Genomic DNA, 17,025 nt, shown 5'->3' on the forward strand with positions numbered 1-17,025 from the left:
TTTTCCCGGGGCCGGGATGTCAGCATTTTCTCAGACTCGCTCGATAACCTGTGTTCAGCCGAGAGAAGTGACGACGGCATTAATACCAGAGATACCAGAGGAGACGGCAACATGCAGCAGGTCACGGGCACGACGAAGGTGCGGTCGCGTGCACGGCACGGCGCGACGCCGGCCGTTGCGTTGCCGCTTGCCGTGCGCTGCACGGAGGCCCGCGCATGACCATGACCCCGTCGTTGCGCCGCCGCGCGTTGCTCGCCGCCGGCCTCGGCACACTGGGCGTGCTCGGCGTGCCGTCACTGGTGCGCGCGAAGCCGCGCACGGTGCGGATCTCGAAAGGATATGGCGTGCTGTACCTGCCGCTGCTCGTGATGGAGAAGCAGCGGCTGTTCGAGCGGCACGCGGCCCGGCACGGGCTGCGCGACGTCGCGGTCGAATGGGTGCTGCTCGACGGCGGCAATTCCGTCAACGACGCGATGATGGCCGGCACGCTCGATTTCGCCGGCGCCGGCGCGCCGGGCTTCATCGAGCTGTGGGCGCGGGCGCGCGGAATTCCGAACGTCGAGGTGATCGGCATCAGCGGCTTGTCGACGACGTCGCTGTCGCTCAATGCGAATCGCGCGGGCCTGACCTCGCTGCGCGACTTCACGCCGTCCGACCGGATCGCGGTGCCGGGCATCCGCACGTCGCTGTCCGCGGTCGTGCTGCAGATGGTCGCGAGCCGGCAGCTCGGCGCGACGCATTTCGCGCAGCTCGATTCGATCACCGTGAATCTGCCGCATCCACAGGCGATGCAGGCGCTGATCCGCCGCGAGAACGGCGTCACCGCGCATTTCACGTCGCCGCCGTTCTCGACGCTCGAATTGCGGCAGCCGGGCATTCATCGCGTCGTGAATTCGGTCGACGTGCTCGGCCCGCTGACGCTCGACGTCGTGTTCGCGCCGAAGCGGCTCGTCGATACGGAGCCCGCGCTGGCCGCGGCGTTCCTCGGCGCACTCGACGAAGCGAACCGCCTGATCGCGCAGGATCCGCGCGCGGCGGCGGCGCTGTATGCGGCGTCGTCGGGTGTCGGCGTGTCGCACGACGACGTGATGCAGATGCTCGCCGCGCCAGACACGCGGTTCTCGGTGCGGCCGAACCAGCTGATGGACTACGTCGAATTCCTGTATCTCGCCGGCACGATCAAGGCGAAGCCGCGTGCGTGGCACGAGATGTTCGCGCCGATGCTCGACGACTACCGGACCGGCTGACGGCGGCCATGCGTCGTCGCCGAACCCCGATGTTCCCGATTTCTCCAACACCACCGCGCCCGCGCGTGCATCGCGCGCGGCGCCGATTCAACCGACAAGCAACCGTTTCACGGAGGAGCCCGCAGTGAATGCCACCGAAACCCTGGACCCCGCGTCCGCCGAAGAGCAGCGCATCATGTCGAAGATGGCGCGGCGCCTGCTGCCCATCCTCGTCGTGATGTTCCTGATCGCGTTCATCGACCGGCAGAACGTCGGCTTCGCGAAACTGCAGATGGTGCACAGCCTCGGGATGACCGAGGCCGCGTTCGGTCTCGCGTCGTCGCTGTTCTTCATCGGCTACCTGCTGTTCGAGGTGCCGAGCACGCTCGCGCTGCATCGCTACGGCGCCCGCGTTTGGCTCGCCCGGATCATGCTGACGTGGGGCCTCATCACGGTGCTGATGGGCTTCACGACGTCGATGCCCGCGTTCTGTTCGCTGCGCTTCCTGCTCGGCATCGCCGAGGCCGGCTTCTATCCGGGCGTGATCTATTACCTGACGCTGTGGTTCCCGCAGAGCTACCGCGCGAAGGTGCTCGGCATCTTCACGCTCGGCAGCGCGCTCGCGAACATGCTCGGCTCGCTGGTCGGCGGCGTGCTGTTGAGCCTGAACGGCGTGTGGGGGCTCGCGGGCTGGCAGTGGGTGTTCATCGCGACCGGGATTCCGGCGGTGCTCGTCGCGATCGTCGTGTTCCGCGTGCTGCCGGCGTCGTTCCGCGAAGCGCCGTTCCTCGACGAACGCGAGAAGCAGATCGTCGCGGCCGCGCTGGAGCGCGAGAAGCCGGCGCAGGCCGAGCATGGGCAGCCGTGGAAGGCGCTGCTCGATCCGCGCGTGATGCTGTTCGCGGCAACCTACATGCTGATGTCGACATCGCTGTACGGCGTCACGTACTGGCTGCCGACGATCGTGAAATCGTTCGGCGTGTCGAGCACGACGAATGGTTTGCTGAGCATGCTGCCGTGGGCGCTCGCGGTGGTGCTGCTGGTGTGGCTGCCGTCGAAGCTGCGCCGCGCGAAGAGCATCCTGCGCACGATCTCGATCGTCGCGGCGCTCGGTGCGCTCGGCTTCCTGCTGAGCCTGGTGCTGCCGTCGACGCCGCTGCGCTTCATCGCGCTCGTGCTCGGCGGTGCGTGCATTCCGCTGCTGTATCCGTGCTTCTGGTCGATGCCGCCGCGTTACTTCACCGGCGCGCGGGCGGCGGCGAGCGTCGCGGCGATCAACTCGATCGGCAACCTCGGCGGCTTCTTCAGCCAGAATTTGATGCCGTTCGCGGGCAAGGTCACGGGCACCGCGTTCGGGCCGATGATCGTGCCGATCGTGTGCCTCGCGCTGCTCGGGATCGGCGCGCTGGTCGCGTGGACGCGTTCGGAGCGGGGGATGGTGGCGGCGCGGGCGTGAGGGATGGCGAAAGCCGGGGGCTGCGGTTTCTGCAGTCCTCGCTTCCGCTGCCTTGACCGCGTTACCCCTTCGTCCGCGCCGCCCCGGTTCCTTCATGCGCGATCGCCACATGCGCGGACGCCACCGGAATATCGACTTCCACCGTCGTCCCTTCGCCGAGCGTCGTATCGATCCGCAGCGTGCCGCCGACGAGATACGCGCGCTCGCGCAGCCCCACCAGCCCGAACGAACCCGACTTGCGCGGTGCGCCCGGATCGAAGCCCGCGCCGTCGTCGCGAATCGTCAGCGCGATCGTCTCGTCGCGGTAAAGGAGTTCGACCGTCGCGCATGACGCGGCCGCGTGCCGCGCGACGTTCGCGAGCGCTTCCTGCGCGATGCGGAACACGGCCGTCGCATACGGCTCGTCGAGGTGCAGCTCGCCAGGCTCGACGCGCAGCGCACACGCCATCCCGTGACGGCGCTGGAAATCCTCCACGAGCCACTGCATCGCGGCCGCGAACCCGAGGTCGTCGAGCATCAGCGGACGCAGGTCCGACGCGATGCGCCGCGTGGCCGTCACCGCGCCGCGCGCGAGCGCATGCATCGCCGCGATCTTGCGCGCAAGCGCCGCGTCGTCCTGCGGCACGTGGTCGAGCAGCCATTCGAGATCGTTCTTCAGCGTCGCAAGCGTCTGCGCGAGTTCGTCGTGCAGTTCGCGCGCGATGCGGCGCTGCTCGGCCTCGCGGGCGGTCGCGCTGATCGCCGCGATTTCGCGCAATTCTTCGCGCGACGCCTGCAGCGCCCGCTCCGCGCGTACCCGTTCCTCGACTTCCCGGCGCAGGTCGCGGTTCGATGCGCTCAACTGCGCGGTGCGCGCCGCGACGCGCTGTTCGAGCCGCTCGTTCGCTTCGTTCAACTGCGCGCTTTTCTGCACGACGAGCAGATGCTGATAGCGCGCACCGGCGAGCGCACGCACCGTCTGCGCATGCAGCCGGCCGTTCTCGAACAGCAGCGCGAACAGCACGATGCCCGATGCGACGAGACCGTAGGTGCGGCCGGCGTAGAAGCCGAGGTCGAAGCGCCCATGGTTCAGCATCGACGCCAGCGCAATATCGAACAGCCACGCGACGAGCACGATCATCACCCACAGGTCGAGCACCGAATGGCGGCCCCGCTGCCGCCACATCAGCACGAGCGCGCCGAGGTTCAGCATCCATACGACGACGATCGCATCGGTCATCGTCGGCGTCATCCGGTTGCCCTGCATGATCCGCGGCAGCAGGTCGTGGCCGGCGGTGGCGAGCAGCGCGAGCGCGGCGGTCGCGCCGGCCGTCAGCACGATGCACAGCACGATCGGAATCGCCGCGCGGCGCCGTTCGAGCGACGGCGGACGCGCGCGCGGCGCCCTGCGCAGCACTACGTACGCGGCCACCGCCAGCGGAAAGCCGCCGTGCCAGAACAGGTACAGCCACGCGGTGGTCTGTTCGCCCGCGCCGAGCAGCCCCGCCGGCGCGAACAGCCCCGGAAAGGTCAGCATGTGCGTGCCGGCCATGAAGGCCGTGAACAGATAGCCGCCCGCGAGCACGAGCAGCGATTTCTCGCGCAGGATCGCGAACTGGCCGAGCAGCAGGCCGGCCGTCACCATGTCGTTGATGACGATCGCCGACTGGTACACGGGAATGAAGCCCCACACGCGCGCAAGCGGCGTGCCCGCGAACGGTGCGAGCGCAACGAAGATCGCGGCCGACACGATCACCGTCGCGATCGCGAGCCGCTGCTCGCGCCGGCCGGGCGGCAGCGACGACATGAAGAGGCGTGACGGATCGGACGCGTCGTCGTCGCCTTCGCCGGCAGCGGAGCGGAAGCTGAAGGTGGACATCATGCGTCGTCCAGGCCGAGGTCGAGATCGTGACGCACTGCGTAACGCACCAGCGCGGCTTCGTGCGGCAGCTCCATTTTCTCGAGGATGCGCGTCTTGTAGGTGCTGACCGTCTTCGCGCTCAGCGTGAGTTCCGATGCGATTCGCGTGACCGTCTGGCCCGCGACGATGCGGCGCATCACGTCGAGTTCGCGGGCGGACAACCGTTCGTGCGGCAGTGTGTCGGCTGGTGCGCGCAGCGTGCGCGCGAGGCTCTCGGCCGCCGACGGGCTCACGTACACGCCGCCCGCCGCGACCTTGGTGACGGCCTCGACGAGCTCGGCGGTCGCGGTGTCCTTCGTCAGGTAGCCGGTCGCGCCGGCCTTGAACGCGCGCGCCGCGTACTGCGTCTCTGCATGCATCGTCAGCACCAGCATGCGCAGCGACGGCGCACGCGCCTTGACCAGCCGGATCAGGTCGATGCCGGTCGGTGCAGGCATCGACAGGTCGAGCAGCAGCACGTCGGCGATGCCGAGCTCGGCCAGCGCGAGCGTGGCCGCGCCATCGCTCGCTTCGCCGACGACGTCGAAACCGCCGGCCACTTCCAGGATGTGACGCAGTCCGTCCCGCATGACTGCGTGATCGTCAGCCAGGATTACCCTGATCATCTAGCGTCCTCTTCGGGATGACGCCGCAAGCGGTTCTGCTGGTTGTCGCCGCGGCCGTTCTTCTGATCAATATATTCCGCCCAAGCCCCGAACGGTGCACATTCGAAACATTTTTGAGACATCCGGGTGCTGAATGTGTCTTGCAGCGAAATAATCGGATTGCGATGGTACAGGCGATAGGGCCAGAAGGGGCGGGTATTCCCGAGGAACCGGCGCATTTCGCCGGGCGCGGCGCCTCGCGGAGCGGACTGATTCAGAGATAAACTGGTGCCTGATGCACCGTCCCGACCCGAGGAGCCTCCCCGATGATCGATCTCGCCGACATCCTGCCGTCCGCGCTGCCCGACGCCGTTGCCTGGGCCGACACGCAAGCGGCGAACGGGCTCGCAAACGGCGTGCCGCTGACGCCCGCGCAGGCCGACGACGCGCGTACGGTGGGCGTCGCGCAACCGGAGCGGATCCGCGTCGTGGTGGCCGACCGGCTGCCGTTCCCCGACACGCCGACGCTGGGCGCGATCGCGCGCGACACGGGGTTGCTGTCGCCCGGCACGATCGGGCTCACGCTCGGCCATGCGGTGTTCGTGCTGCGCGGCCACGACACGCGACGCCTCCTTACGCATGAATTCCGCCATGTGCATCAGTACGAGCAAGCCGGGTCGATCGGCGCGTTTCTCGCGCGCTATCTGCAGGAGATCGCCACCGTCGGCTACCACGACGCGCCGCTCGAAGCCGACGCGCGGCAGCACGAATTCGACTGACGCCGCCGGCCGGCGCGATCGCCCGCACACGCCCATGAACCTCTCCAACGCCGCCGTCGGCACGGTGCCGGGCCGCCGAGCCGCCACCCCGCGCGGCCCACGATGAGCGAGACGATCCACGCCTGGCTGGGCGCGATCGGCGCGCACCCGGCGCTGGTGCTGGCGATTGTGTTTGTCACCGCCTGCGCTGAAGCGATCGCGCTGATCGGCACGCTCGTGCCCGCCGGCGCCGTGATGTTCGCGGCCGGCACGCTGATCGGTGCGGGCGCGCTCGACCCGTGGGTCACGATCGGCGTCGCGGCCGCCGGCGCGATCGTCGGCGACGGGATCAGCTACGAGCTCGGGCGCCACTACGGCGGCACGATCCGCAACGGCTGGACGCGCCTCGGCTACGCGGAGGCATTTGCGCGCGGCGAGCAGTTCGTGCTGCGCCACGGAATGAAGAGCATCGTGCTGGCGCGCTTCCTGGCGCCGGTGCGGGCGGTGGTGCCGGTCGTGGTCGGCTGCGCGACGCTGCCGCGCCGGTCGTTCTATCCGGTGAACGTCGTGTCGGCGCTGATCTGGGCGCCCGTGCATGTCGCGCCGGGCATCCTGTTCGGCGCGTCGGCGGCGCTGGCCGCGGCGATCAGCGTGCGGGTCGCCGCGATCCTGCTGGTGGTCGCCGCGCTGGTCGTGCTCGTGTGGTACGGCGTGCGCCTGGCGCTGCGGCGCGGCTGGCCGTTGCTGGGCCGTGCGGCCGGCGCGGCCGTCCATGCATGCCTGCGCCGCTGGCCGCGCTTCGGCGCGTGGCTGCACGACGCGATCGTGAAGGTGCGCCGCCTGCCCGGCGCGGTGCCCGTGTTCGCGCTGCTGTTCGTCGGTTGCGTGTGGCTGTTCGCCGGCATCGTGCAGGACATCGTCGCGAACGATCCGCTGATCCACGCCGACGGCACGCTGTATGCGTTCCTGCAGAACCTGCGCACGCCGCCGGTGGATGCCGCGATGCGCGCGCTCGCGGTGCTGCACGGACACGATACGGGGCTGATCGTCTCGGCCGCGTTTCTCGTGTGGCTGCTGATTCATCGCTGCTGGGTGACGTCCGCATGGTGGCTCGGGACGATCGGCATCGCGGTCGTGCTCGTGCCGGCGTTCGGCGCCGGGCCGCCCGGCACGACACCCGCGAGCCTGCCGCCCGGTGCGCTGCACATGCCGCTGCCGGATGCTGATGCAGCGTTCGCAATGCTCGCGAGCAGCGGCATCGGCTGGGTGCTCGCGCGCGACCGGCCGGCGCTGTGGCGCATTCCGGTGGTGACGGGCGTCGTGCTGTGGATCGTGCTCGGCGGCTTCGCGCGGCTCTATGTGGGCGATACGTGGCTGTCGGGCCTGCTCGGCGGCTGGAGCCTCGGGCTTGCGTGGTTCGCGGTGCTGGCGGGCGCCTATGCGTACTGGCAGGTGCGCGAGCACGTGCAGCCGCGCGGCGCGCTCGTCGCGGTGCTCGTCGTGCTCGCGACGGCCGGCGTCTGGACGGTGCCCGCGCAGTGGCAGCTCGATCGTGCGGCGCGTCCGCATGTGGGCGATGTCGTCGCAATGACTGTCGACCAATGGATGCGTGGCGGCTGGCAGCGCGTGCCGACGCGGCGCACCGAGATCGGCGGCGATCGTGAGGAATTCTTGCCGCTGCAATGGAGCGCGACGTCGGACACGCTCGATCGTCATCTGTCGCTGGCCGGCTGGCAGCGCGCGACGCCGTGGTCGCTTGCCGCCGCGTCGCGCTGGCTGTTGCCGCAGGCGCCGGCCGATGCGCTGCCGGTGTTGCCGCGCTACACGCACGGCGAAAGCACGCGCCGCGTGTTCGTGCGCGTCGATCCGGCGCATCCGGACAGCCGCCTCGTGCTGCGGCTGTGGCGCTATCCGTACGTGCTGCAGGATGCGCTCGGCATGCGGCCGCTGTGGTATGGCGCGCTGTATCGCGAGACGCTGCATCGGCCCGCGCGACTGATGACGATCGTGCGCACGACGACGGTTGACGATGCGGCGACGATCGCGCAGGCGCTCGACGTCGAGCCGAAGATCGAGCGGCCGCCGGCGGGAACGAGCGCGGCGCCGCCGGCGATGTTGCTCGTGTGGATGGTGCAGCCTTGAAGCGCGCGCGCCGCGTTATGCGTGCGACGGTCAGGCGGGTTGCGCCGGTTGCGCGGGGACGACGGACAGGCGCAGCCCGACCGTCTTGAGTACGGCGAGCAGGGTTTTGAGCGTGGGATTGCCGCTGGGCGACAGCGTGCGATACAGCGATTCGCGGCTGATTCCGGCTTCGGCCGCGACCGCGCCGAGTCCGCCGTACGCTTCCGCGACCGTGCGCAGCGCGAGCAGCCCGGCCGCTCGGTTGTCGGGATCGTCGAGTGACTCCATCGCGACGCGCAAATAAGCCACCGCGAGCTCGCGGTCGGCGCCGAGTTCGGCGACTTCCGCATCGTGGTGAGATACCGCGCCTTTGAGCTTCTTCACATCTGCCTCCGTTTCCAGTTCAACCAGTGTTCCCTTGCACGCCTGATGTCGTCCGGTTGACTGCGCTTGTCGCCGCCGGACAACAGCAGAACTAGTGCACTGCCGTACCGCGCGAAGTACACGCGATAGCCGGCACCGACGTGGATGCGCAGTTCGATGACGCCGTCGCCGACGGGCTCGCAATCGCCGAAATTGCCGGTCTGCACGCGGCGGAGGCGTTCCCGAATCCGCGCCTGGGCGACTTTGTCGCGCACGGCGTTCAGCCATTCCGTGAAAGGCTCGCGACCGTCGTCGCGTTGGTAGCGAAGCAATTCGAACTTGGAGAGCATTGTAGCTTATAAGTTACATGATGGGTAGAGGTATCGACGTGGTCGGGGGATGTGTCGGATGAGCCGATGAAGCGAAATGCCCGTCGGCCGACTACCGGATCGAGACGAAGCGCAACGTGAAGGCGCTGCACGGGAATGTGTCCGGCGCCGTCGTGGCTTGGGGGTTTCGGGCATTGAGGCCGGCTTTCCGAACGACGATCATTCTTTCATTCGGCGCGGGCGATGGCGATTCGACCGAACGGCCGATCTCATTGGCGCGTACGGGACACGCGCCGTTTGGGGGGGCTACTCGAACGGTCGATCCGCCGGTCGCCCTCGCACGATGCGACGGGCGACCCGGCAGCTGCAACCGTGTTACTGCTTCGCGGGCGCGGCCGTCGCGACCTTGTCGAGCGCGGCCGGGATGAACGCGTCGAGCTGCGCGGTCACCGATTCATAGAAGTCGATCGGCTTGCCCCATGCATCGGGCACGTCCTTGTGCGCGCCGGTCGCGTATTCGGCGAGCGTGAACACCTTGCCCGCGGCCGACGGATAGAGTGCGAGCACCTTCTCCTTGTGCTTGTCGGTCATCGTCAGGACCACGTCGGAGTGCTTGATGTCGTTCGCATTCAGTTGCACCGCGCGATGCGCGGACGTGTCGATTCCGCGCCGCTTCATCAGGATCACGCCGTTTTCCTCGGGCTTCTCGTCATACGGATCTTCATCGACGGCGCGCGAGATCACCGCGATGTGCGCGTGCCGTTGCGCGATCAGTTGTCCGGCGATCGCTTCGGCCATCACGCTGCGTCCGGTATTGCCCGTATCGACGAACGCGACCTTCTTCGGTTCGTCGGCGAATGCCGACGTCGCGCACTGGATGCCGACGCAACAGAAGAGCGCAAGTGCGTTGAGGGTGTGGCTTCTTTTCATGCGTGTCTCCGCCAGTTGGTTTGTTGTCACCGCGGCATCGCGCCGGGCGTGCGGAGATCATGCCGGCCGCGCGTGCCGGAAAAAAATAAACGGCAGGTTTTGGCAAGACGGTGTCGCATGGTTGCAAGAGGGGCCGGGCAGGGCGGGGCGGCGCCGTCGAACCGAGCGAAGCAACGCGCGACCCATCCGCACGTGTTTCTGGCACCATCGCGAGACAGGCGCCGCGTGGGCACACGCCTGCGCACAGGACGCCGCTCCAATCCGTCACCTGAAAGGACCCGCATGATCACGCTTCGCCCGATGACCGAAGACGACTTCCCCCGCTTCTGGCCCACGTACCAGGCGATCGTCGCCGCGCAGGAGACCTACGCATTCGATCCGGCGCCGACGCGCGAAGCCGCACGTGCGATCTGGCTCGATGCGCCGCTCTGTACGTGGGTGGCGGAAGAGGACGGCGTGCTGCTCGGCTCGTATTTCCTGAAGGCGAACGCGGCCGGCCCCGGCAATCACGTGTGCAATTGCGGCTACATGGTCGACGAAGCCGCGCGCGGCAAGGGTGTCGCGAAGCTGATGTGCGAGCACTCGCAGCAGATCGCGCGCGACCGCGGCTTCCTCGCGATGCAGTTCAACTCGGTGGTCGCGACGAACGAGGTGGCGGTCGCGCTGTGGCAGAAGCTCGGCTTCGAGATCGTCGGCCGCTTGCCGCGCGCGTACCGTCATGCGCGGCTCGGCTTCGTTGATTGCCTCGTGATGTTCAAGTGGCTCGGCGACGCGGCGGCCGCCGAAGCCTGATTCCCCCGTCAGACGGCGAACGCGCCGTCGAACACGATCCGCTCGTCGAACGCGAGCGTGCCGCGCGCGAAGATCAGGTCGAGATGGTGGCTGCCGTTCGCGCCGCCGCCGAGGCCGAGATGCAGGCCCGGATGGCGTTCCTCGAACCCGGCGTTGCGGCCGTACAGGCCTCGAATGCCCAGGTTCGTGCCGATGCCGAATTCCTCGATGCGCCGATGATTGTCGTGCCGGTCGAGATACGCCCCGAAGTCGCGCCGGAAGCCCGCGTCGTCGCTGTCGAAATCGACGATCAGGCTGTCTTCGACGTGCAGCGTCGCGAGCCGCTCGGCCACGCGGTACTTGATCGCGAACGGCACGGTGCCGAGAAACGTGCCGCTGAACACGATCGAGCCGCGCAGGTCGGTGACGTGCGTCGCGATTTCGCCGGGCACGACGTCGAGATTGCCCATCCCGTCGACACTCGTCCATTTCTGGTCCGGCGACAGCGAACCGGTGAGCGTGTTGCCGGCTTCGTCGATGAAGCGGACCTGCGATGCGCGTGAGGCCGCTTCGATCAGCCGCGCGTTGCGCGCGGCGATGTCGTCGAGCGATTCGGCGAACGCCTCGTCGAGATGCGGGCCGTAATCCTTGAAGAGTACCGACTTGCCCCAGTGCTCGACGATCGCCGGACGGATCGCGGCGAGGAACGGCGGCCCGCTCGGCGACGGCGTCGGCAGGCATGACGAGTCGTACAGCAGCACGAACAGATCGGCCTGCGCGAGCGCGGCGGCGATGTCGGCGGGGGCGGTGCTTTCGAGGCAGAGGGTCGTCGCGTCGAGCGAGTCGGGCAGGGCGGAAAACGCGCGCAACGCGGTGTCGCGGTTGCGGCTGTCGTAGCCGACCAGCAGCTTGCCCGTCTCGCCGCGTGCGAGCTTGTCGCGCAGCGCGGGGTGATGGCCCAGCGCGCGGTGCAGGTTCAGCATGCGTGTCTCCGGAAGCGGCGGAAGGGCCGCAGCCCTTCCGCGGGAACGGGCTGGCCGCTCAGACCGGCCAGAGCGCGGTGCCGAACGGCACCACGGCATCCTCGACCATCATGTCGACGGCCTCGGGGTGCGTATCTTCCTGCATCCAGTCAAGCAATTCGATCTGCTGGGTTTCCTGCATGTCAATTCTCCTGTGGTGAACATGAGTGATTCAACATGAAAGCGCGGTAAATGATTTACCGCCGCTCATTCGGCATTTTTTGAATGCCGGACGAGTGGCGTCGATATTAGTCTGACGATTTGGCGAATGCAATGCATTGCAAGGTTTTTAGCCGGGGCATGCTAAACAGACGGATTCTTCGGCTGATTTAGCGATGAGAATCAATAAATTACGGCGATGGGGCCGTGTTTTTTATCGAATATCGGGGCCATGTCGAATTAATCGACGCCTAATATTTTTAAATCTGAGTTCAATTGCATCGATCATTTTGGTTTGCGTCGACGTTTGCCGGACCGCGAGTTCGGCGACCGGCCGATGCTTGCGATCGCGTGGGCGGCGGTGCGCGGCGCGACGCCTGTCGTGCTCGGCGCGCGGTCGGTCAAGTATCATCGGTCGATCGGCGCAGCGGTTTCGGCAATCGAAATCGACGGCCGCCACAATACGGACGCCGTACCGACGACGCCACATTGGCGTCGACGTTGCGGGCCCGAGGCCGGGTCGGCCTCGAACCACGATGGAGACACCGCAATGCGCGCAGCGCCGCAACCGGAGCACGCCGGCCGAGCACGGCCGGACGCCGGCGTGACTGAACCCGACCGCATGGCCGCGTGGCGGCTCGCGATCTGCCTGTCGCTCGGCAGCGCGATCGCGCTGGGCCTCGCGCGCTTCTCGTATGCGCTGCTGCTGCCGCCGATGAAGGCCGATCTCGGCTGGACCTTCGCGCAGGCCGGCGCACTGAACACGGCCAACGCGGCCGGCTACCTGATCGGCGCGCTCACGTTCCCGTTCCTGTCGCGGCGCTGGCGCACCGGCACGCTGTTCGCGGCCGGCTGCGCGCTGACTGCGTTGCTGATGGCCGCATGCGGGCTCACGTCCGGCATGAACGCGCTGCTCGTCGAGCGGCTCGCGACGGGCGTCGGCAGCGCGCTGATTTTCGTCAGCGGCGGCTTGCTGGCCGCGCGGCTCGCGTCCGCGTCGCCGCGCGATGCGGGGTTGCTGCTTGGCCTCTATTACGGCGGGACGGGGTGGGGCATCGTCGCGTCGTCGGTGCTCGTGCCCGCGACGCTCGTGCATCGCGCGCACGGCTGGCAGCCCGCATGGTTCGCGCTCGCGTTCGCGTGCGTGTTGTTTTCGGCGGTGGCCGTCGCGGCGGCGCGGCGGATCGAGCACGCGCACGCGGCGCCCGCCGCACGGCGCGACGGTGCGGCGCCGGCCGAGACTGCGAGCCCCGCGCGCTTCGCACTCGCGCTCGCCGGCTATGGCCTCTTCGGCGTCGGCTATATCGGCTACATGACGTTCATCGTCGCGCTGCTGCGCGGCGCGGGATGAGCGGCACGGTCGTGTCCGCGTTCTACGTGATGCTCGGCGTCGCGACCGTCGTGTCGGCGCGGCTGTGGTCGGGGCTGCTCGACCGGATGCGCGGCGGCCACGCGCTTGCCGTGCTGAACGCGCTGCTCGGCGTCGCGACGCTGATGCCGGCGCTGTTCGTGCATCCGGCCGCCGCGTTCGCGTCGGGCGTGCTGTTCGGCGCGACGTTCCTGTCGGCGGTCGCGGCGACGACCGCGTTCGTGCGCCACAACCTGCCGCCGGAAGGCTGGGCGAAGGGCATCAGCGCGTTCACGACGATCTTCGCGTTCGGGCAGATCGCCGGGCCGGTCGCGATCGGCTGGGTGTCCGACAGCGCGGGGCTTGCGCGCGGGCTCGTGTATTCGGCGCTGACGCTGTTCGCCGGCGCGGCGCTCGCGGCCGGACAGCGCGCGTTGCGGGCGGCGGCGTAGCGCAGGTGCGGGTATGGGTTCGCGTCAGGCGAACGCGGCGACGTACGTGACCGTTACCGCACGCAGCCCGTACGCGCCACACGATGGAACGCGCGGCTGAAGTAGATCAGGCTGTCGCCGTCGTTGCGCACGCGGATCGACGTCGCCTCGATGAACATCACCGAATGCGAGCCGACTTCCTTCATCTCGGCGATCGTGCCCTGCAGGCTCGCGAGCGCATCGCGCAGCACGGGCACCTCCTGCTCGCCGCGCTCCCACACCGGCAGTTCGAAGCGGCGCTCCATCGGCAGCTCGGTGAGCCCTGCGAAATGCCGCGCGAGCAGTTCGTGCTCGGCCGGCAGCACGTTGATGCACACGTGACGATTGCCCTCGAAGATCGCATGCATCGCGCTCGACCGGTTCAGGCACACGAGCAGCGTCGGCGGCGCGTCGGTGACGGAACACACGGCGCTCGCGGTGATCCCGCAGCGCCCGTGCGGCCCCGCGGTGGTGATCACGTTGACGGCCGCACCGAGGTGGGCCATCGCTTGCCGGAAGGCCTTTTGCGCGTCGGTCGGTTCGGCGCGCGCCGGTTGCGGGGTATCGGTCGTTGCGGACATGGGCGCTCCAGGGTGAATGAGGGCGGCGATCGTGCATGCGATGGATGCGGCAGCGAATCGTCGACGATGACCCAAGCGTACGTCGCGAAAATGCGACCGACCATTCGCACGAATGATGTCGAAGCTGGCGTTCGCGCCAACGTGTCTAAAGGTTCTACCTAGATGCGCCGGCGCCGCGGGCGAAAAAAAGCAAGATTGCGCGTTCGTGCGGTACGTAAGGGGTATTCAGCGGATTTTCGGCTCGTTATGATGTGCCGCACACCCCCCACGAACGACGCCGGCTTCACCTGCGGCGCGTGCGATACCGATACCGATATCTTGCGAGACACCCGATGACGTCACCCGCACCGATCGTATACATCGTCGACGACGACAGCGGCATGCGGACGTCGCTCGCCTGGTTGCTCGAATCGGTCGGCATCGCGTCCGAAGGGTTCGCGAATGCCGCCGATTTTCTCGCGCGCTTCGACGTCAACCTGCCCGCGTGCCTCGTGCTCGACGTGCGGATGCCCGAGAAAAGCGGGTTCGACGTGCAGGCCGAGCTGAACGCGCGCGGCGCGACGCTGCCGGTGATCTTCGTCAGCGGGCACGGCGACATTCCGATGTCGGTGCGCGCATTGCAGAACGGCGCGATCGATTTCGTCGAGAAGCCGTACAACTCGCAGCAGATGCTCGAGCGCGTGCAACGCGCGCTGCGGCTCGCGCAGCAGCGGCACGCGGTCGATCAGCGTCATCGCGAACTGCGCCAGCGGCTCGATGCGCTGACCGCGCGCGAGAAGGAAGTGCTGCGCGGCGTCGTCGACGGCAAGGGCAGCAAGCAGATCGCGTCTGATCTGTCGATCAGCGTGAAGACGGTGGACGTGCATCGCGCGAGCATCAAGGAGAAGCTCGGCGCGACGTCGATCGCCGCGCTGGTGCGCGACGTGATGGTCGTGTGGGGCGACGATGGGGAATCGTCGCGCTAGTGGTCGGCGTGGACGCGGACGGTTTTGCGCGCACAAGCCAAGCGAAGCGACGCAGCCGACGCACACGCACCGCGCGCTAGAGGCGTGCCGCCGTTCAACGCATGTACAACCCGCCGTTGATATCCCAACACGCACCGTTCGCGAAATGCGCCTCGCCCGACGCGAGCAGCACGGCCGCATCGGCGACGAAGCTCGCCGACCCGAGCTTGCCGCCCGGCAGGCTCGCGAGCACCTGCCGCAGCTTTTCCGGTGCGACGCTTTCGTAGACGATCGGCAAATCGAGCGGCCCCGGCGAGATCGCGTTGACCGTCACACCCTGCGCGGCAAGGTCGCGCGCGAACACCTTGGTCAGCGTCAGCGTGCCGCCTTTCGCGGCCGCGTAGTGCGCACCTGTCGCCGAGCCGCCGTTCTGCCCGGCTAGCGACGCGATGTTGACGATGCGGCCCGCGCCGCGCGTCGCGAAGAACTGGCCGAATACCTGGCAGCCGAACAGCACGCTGCGCAGGTTCACGTCGATCACCTGGTCGAACTGCTCGGCGGTGATCTCCATCGCCGGCACGACCTTCGATGCGCCCGCATTGTTGACGAGCACGTCGATCGCGCCCCAGCGCGCGACGAGCGCGTCGCGCGCCGCTTCGAAATCGCGTTTCGACGTGACGTCGAGCGGCAGCGCGATCGCGCGTTCGCCGCTCGGATCGAGGTCGCGCGCATGGGCATGAATGGCATCGACGGCGATGTCGGCCAGCGCGACGCGATAGCCGGCCGCATGAAAGCGTTCGGCGATGACGGCGCCAAGGCCGCGCGCGGCGCCGGTGACGAGGACGACTCGGTCTGACATGGTGCGTGCTTCCCTGGTTCGCGGGCGCGCTGCTGAAGCGGCGCCCGTATCGTGGTTCATGCGGCGAGCGCCGCCTCGACGTGCGCGGCGATCGCGCACACTTGTTCGTCCGCGCCCTTGCGTCCGACGATCTGCAGTCCGGCCTTCAGCGGCGTGCCCGCGAGCGGCAGCGGCAGGCTGAGGGCGGGATGGCCGCTCAGGTTGAACGGCCGGATCAGCGACGACATCGCGATGACCGACACGCCGTCGCGTGCCTGCGCAAGCGTGATCGGCAACGCGGGCAGCGTCGGCAGTACCAGCACGTCCGCCTGTTCGAGCGCGGCGTCGACCTGTGCGGTGAAGCGCGCGCGCACGGTTTCGGCTTGCGCGAGCGCGTCCGGTGTCGTCTTCGCGGCCATGCGCAGCCGCGCATCGAGATCCGCGCCGAGCTTGCCGGTTTCGACGAGGTGGCCGAATGCGCGCGACGTTTCCGCGTTGATGACGGCGAGCCCCGCCGCGAACGCGTCAGGCATCGCATCGAGCACGACATCGTGCGCGCGCAGGCCCGACGCAAGGATCGCCGCGTCGAGCGCGGAGGCGATCGCCGGATCGGCGTCGACGATCACGCGCGCGATCGTGCAGCCGGCGGCCGCCGCTGTCGCGCGCGTTCGATCGAAGCCCGGCGCGATGGCCGCCATCACGGCCGCGAGCGTGCGGACATCGCGTGCGAACGGCCCGACGCAATCGAGCGTGGTGTCCGTCGGCGCCACGCCGCGCCGCGACACGCGGCCGAACGTCGGCTTGAGGCCGACCACGCCGCAGCACGCGGCCGGCCCGCGAATCGAGCCGCCGGTATCGGTGCCGAGCGCCGCATCGACAGTGCCGAGGCCAACGAGCGACGCGGACCCGCTCGACGAGCCGCCCGGAATGCGCGTCGGATCCTGCGGATTGACCGGCGTGCCGGTGGTGTCGTTGATGCCGGTCATGCCGAACGCGAGTTCGTGCATGTTCGCCTTGCCGGCGATTTGCCAGCCGGCGTCGAGCAGCAGGCGGACCACGTCCGCGTGCTGCCCGGCGGGCGGTGCGTCGGCGAGCGCGCGGCTGGCCGCGCGGGTCGGATGGCCGGCGATGTCGATCGTATCCTTGATCGCGATCGTCGGGCCCGGGCCGCCCAGCGTGAAGGTGTCGATGAAGCCTGTCATGGTGCGATGGCGTGCGAGCACGG

Annotated in this window: 16 protein-coding genes and 1 pseudogene; 7 read left to right on the forward strand and 10 right to left on the reverse strand. The window is 68.4% G+C overall.

All coding sequences use genetic code 11. The features are described from left to right. The first annotated feature begins 221 nt into the window (after positions 1-221). Together C7H84_RS07670 and C7H84_RS07675 are read left to right on the forward strand one after the other, a co-directional pair. Entirely contained in the window at positions 222-1,247 is a 1,026-nt protein-coding gene (locus C7H84_RS07670) for an ABC transporter substrate-binding protein (protein ID WP_121858231.1), read from the forward strand. A 124-nt stretch (positions 1,248-1,371) separates the two neighbouring features. Further along, the gene (locus C7H84_RS07675) at positions 1,372-2,682 is read left to right on the forward strand and encodes an MFS transporter (protein ID WP_121858232.1); all 1,311 of its coding nucleotides are present in this window, start codon (positions 1,372-1,374) and stop codon (positions 2,680-2,682) included. A 61-nt stretch (positions 2,683-2,743) separates the two neighbouring features. On the opposite strand, the gene C7H84_RS07680 is transcribed toward C7H84_RS07675, so the two are convergent. Together C7H84_RS07680 and C7H84_RS07685 are read right to left on the reverse strand one after the other, a co-directional pair. Continuing rightward, a complete protein-coding gene (locus tag C7H84_RS07680) occupies positions 2,744-4,540 on the reverse strand; it encodes a sensor histidine kinase (protein ID WP_121858307.1) in 1,797 nt (598 codons plus the stop codon). Further along, the gene (locus tag C7H84_RS07685) at positions 4,540-5,187 is read right to left on the reverse strand and encodes a response regulator transcription factor (RefSeq protein ID WP_121858233.1); all 648 of its coding nucleotides are present in this window, start codon (positions 5,185-5,187) and stop codon (positions 4,540-4,542) included. Before C7H84_RS07685 ends, C7H84_RS07680 begins: the two co-directional genes overlap by 1 nt. Before the next feature lie 305 nt (positions 5,188-5,492). On the opposite strand from C7H84_RS07685, the gene C7H84_RS07690 reads away from it, so the two are divergent. Together C7H84_RS07690 and C7H84_RS07695 are read left to right on the forward strand one after the other, a co-directional pair. Next, the gene (locus C7H84_RS07690; RefSeq protein WP_121858234.1) at positions 5,493-5,945 is read left to right on the forward strand and encodes a hypothetical protein; all 453 of its coding nucleotides are present in this window, start codon (positions 5,493-5,495) and stop codon (positions 5,943-5,945) included. A gap of 102 nt (positions 5,946-6,047) precedes the next feature. Continuing rightward, positions 6,048-8,066: an LssY C-terminal domain-containing protein gene (locus tag C7H84_RS07695; protein ID WP_121858235.1), complete on the forward strand. Its 2,019-nt coding sequence runs from the start codon at positions 6,048-6,050 to the stop codon at positions 8,064-8,066. Between the two features lie 30 nt (positions 8,067-8,096). Here the strand turns inward: C7H84_RS07695 and C7H84_RS07700 are convergent, their stop codons facing one another. From C7H84_RS07700 to C7H84_RS07710, 3 genes are all read right to left on the reverse strand, one after another. Continuing rightward, the gene (locus tag C7H84_RS07700; RefSeq protein ID WP_121858236.1) at positions 8,097-8,429 is read right to left on the reverse strand and encodes a transcriptional regulator; all 333 of its coding nucleotides are present in this window, start codon (positions 8,427-8,429) and stop codon (positions 8,097-8,099) included. Next, positions 8,426-8,758: a type II toxin-antitoxin system RelE/ParE family toxin gene (locus tag C7H84_RS07705; RefSeq protein WP_121858237.1), complete on the reverse strand. Its 333-nt coding sequence runs from the start codon at positions 8,756-8,758 to the stop codon at positions 8,426-8,428. The genes C7H84_RS07700 and C7H84_RS07705 overlap by 4 nt, the downstream gene beginning before the upstream one ends. Before the next feature lie 354 nt (positions 8,759-9,112). Then, positions 9,113-9,667, reverse strand: a complete 555-nt coding sequence (locus C7H84_RS07710) for a protein tyrosine phosphatase (RefSeq protein WP_121858238.1) — start codon at positions 9,665-9,667, stop codon at positions 9,113-9,115. A gap of 282 nt (positions 9,668-9,949) precedes the next feature. On the opposite strand from C7H84_RS07710, the gene C7H84_RS07715 reads away from it, so the two are divergent. Beyond that, positions 9,950-10,459, forward strand: a complete 510-nt coding sequence (locus C7H84_RS07715; RefSeq protein ID WP_121858239.1) for an N-acetyltransferase — start codon at positions 9,950-9,952, stop codon at positions 10,457-10,459. A gap of 8 nt (positions 10,460-10,467) precedes the next feature. Here the strand turns inward: C7H84_RS07715 and C7H84_RS07720 are convergent, their stop codons facing one another. Together C7H84_RS07720 and C7H84_RS37555 are read right to left on the reverse strand one after the other, a co-directional pair. Next, a complete protein-coding gene (locus C7H84_RS07720; RefSeq protein ID WP_121858240.1) occupies positions 10,468-11,421 on the reverse strand; it encodes a leucyl aminopeptidase in 954 nt (317 codons plus the stop codon). 58 nt (positions 11,422-11,479) lie between these two features. Continuing rightward, positions 11,480-11,602, reverse strand: coding sequence for a hypothetical protein (locus C7H84_RS37555; RefSeq protein ID WP_006479692.1), 123 nt, complete (start codon positions 11,600-11,602; stop codon positions 11,480-11,482). Positions 11,603-12,169: 567 nt separating this feature from the next. Here C7H84_RS37555 and C7H84_RS07725 point away from each other — a divergent pair. Further along, positions 12,170-13,419: pseudogene (locus tag C7H84_RS07725) on the forward strand (YbfB/YjiJ family MFS transporter). A 53-nt stretch (positions 13,420-13,472) separates the two neighbouring features. Here C7H84_RS07725 and hpaC read toward each other — a convergent pair. Continuing rightward, positions 13,473-14,018 carry a 4-hydroxyphenylacetate 3-monooxygenase, reductase component gene (gene hpaC, locus C7H84_RS07730; protein ID WP_121858241.1) on the reverse strand — a complete coding sequence of 182 codons (546 nt, stop codon included), beginning with the start codon at positions 14,016-14,018 and terminating at the stop codon, positions 13,473-13,475. A 332-nt stretch (positions 14,019-14,350) separates the two neighbouring features. On the opposite strand from hpaC, the gene C7H84_RS07735 reads away from it, so the two are divergent. Further along, the gene (locus C7H84_RS07735; protein WP_121858242.1) at positions 14,351-14,983 is read left to right on the forward strand and encodes a response regulator; all 633 of its coding nucleotides are present in this window, start codon (positions 14,351-14,353) and stop codon (positions 14,981-14,983) included. Between the two features lie 94 nt (positions 14,984-15,077). Here the strand turns inward: C7H84_RS07735 and C7H84_RS07740 are convergent, their stop codons facing one another. Further along, positions 15,078-15,821, reverse strand: coding sequence for an SDR family NAD(P)-dependent oxidoreductase (locus C7H84_RS07740; RefSeq protein ID WP_121858243.1), 744 nt, complete (start codon positions 15,819-15,821; stop codon positions 15,078-15,080). Positions 15,822-15,877: 56 nt separating this feature from the next. Next, complete coding sequence (locus C7H84_RS07745) at positions 15,878-17,002, reverse strand: amidase (RefSeq protein ID WP_121858308.1); 1,125 nt, start codon at positions 17,000-17,002, stop codon at positions 15,878-15,880. Positions 17,003-17,025 lie beyond the last annotated feature (23 nt).

Source organism: Burkholderia sp. Nafp2/4-1b, assembly GCF_003635165.1.
In the GTDB taxonomy this organism is placed as follows: Bacteria; Pseudomonadota; Gammaproteobacteria; order Burkholderiales; family Burkholderiaceae; genus Burkholderia.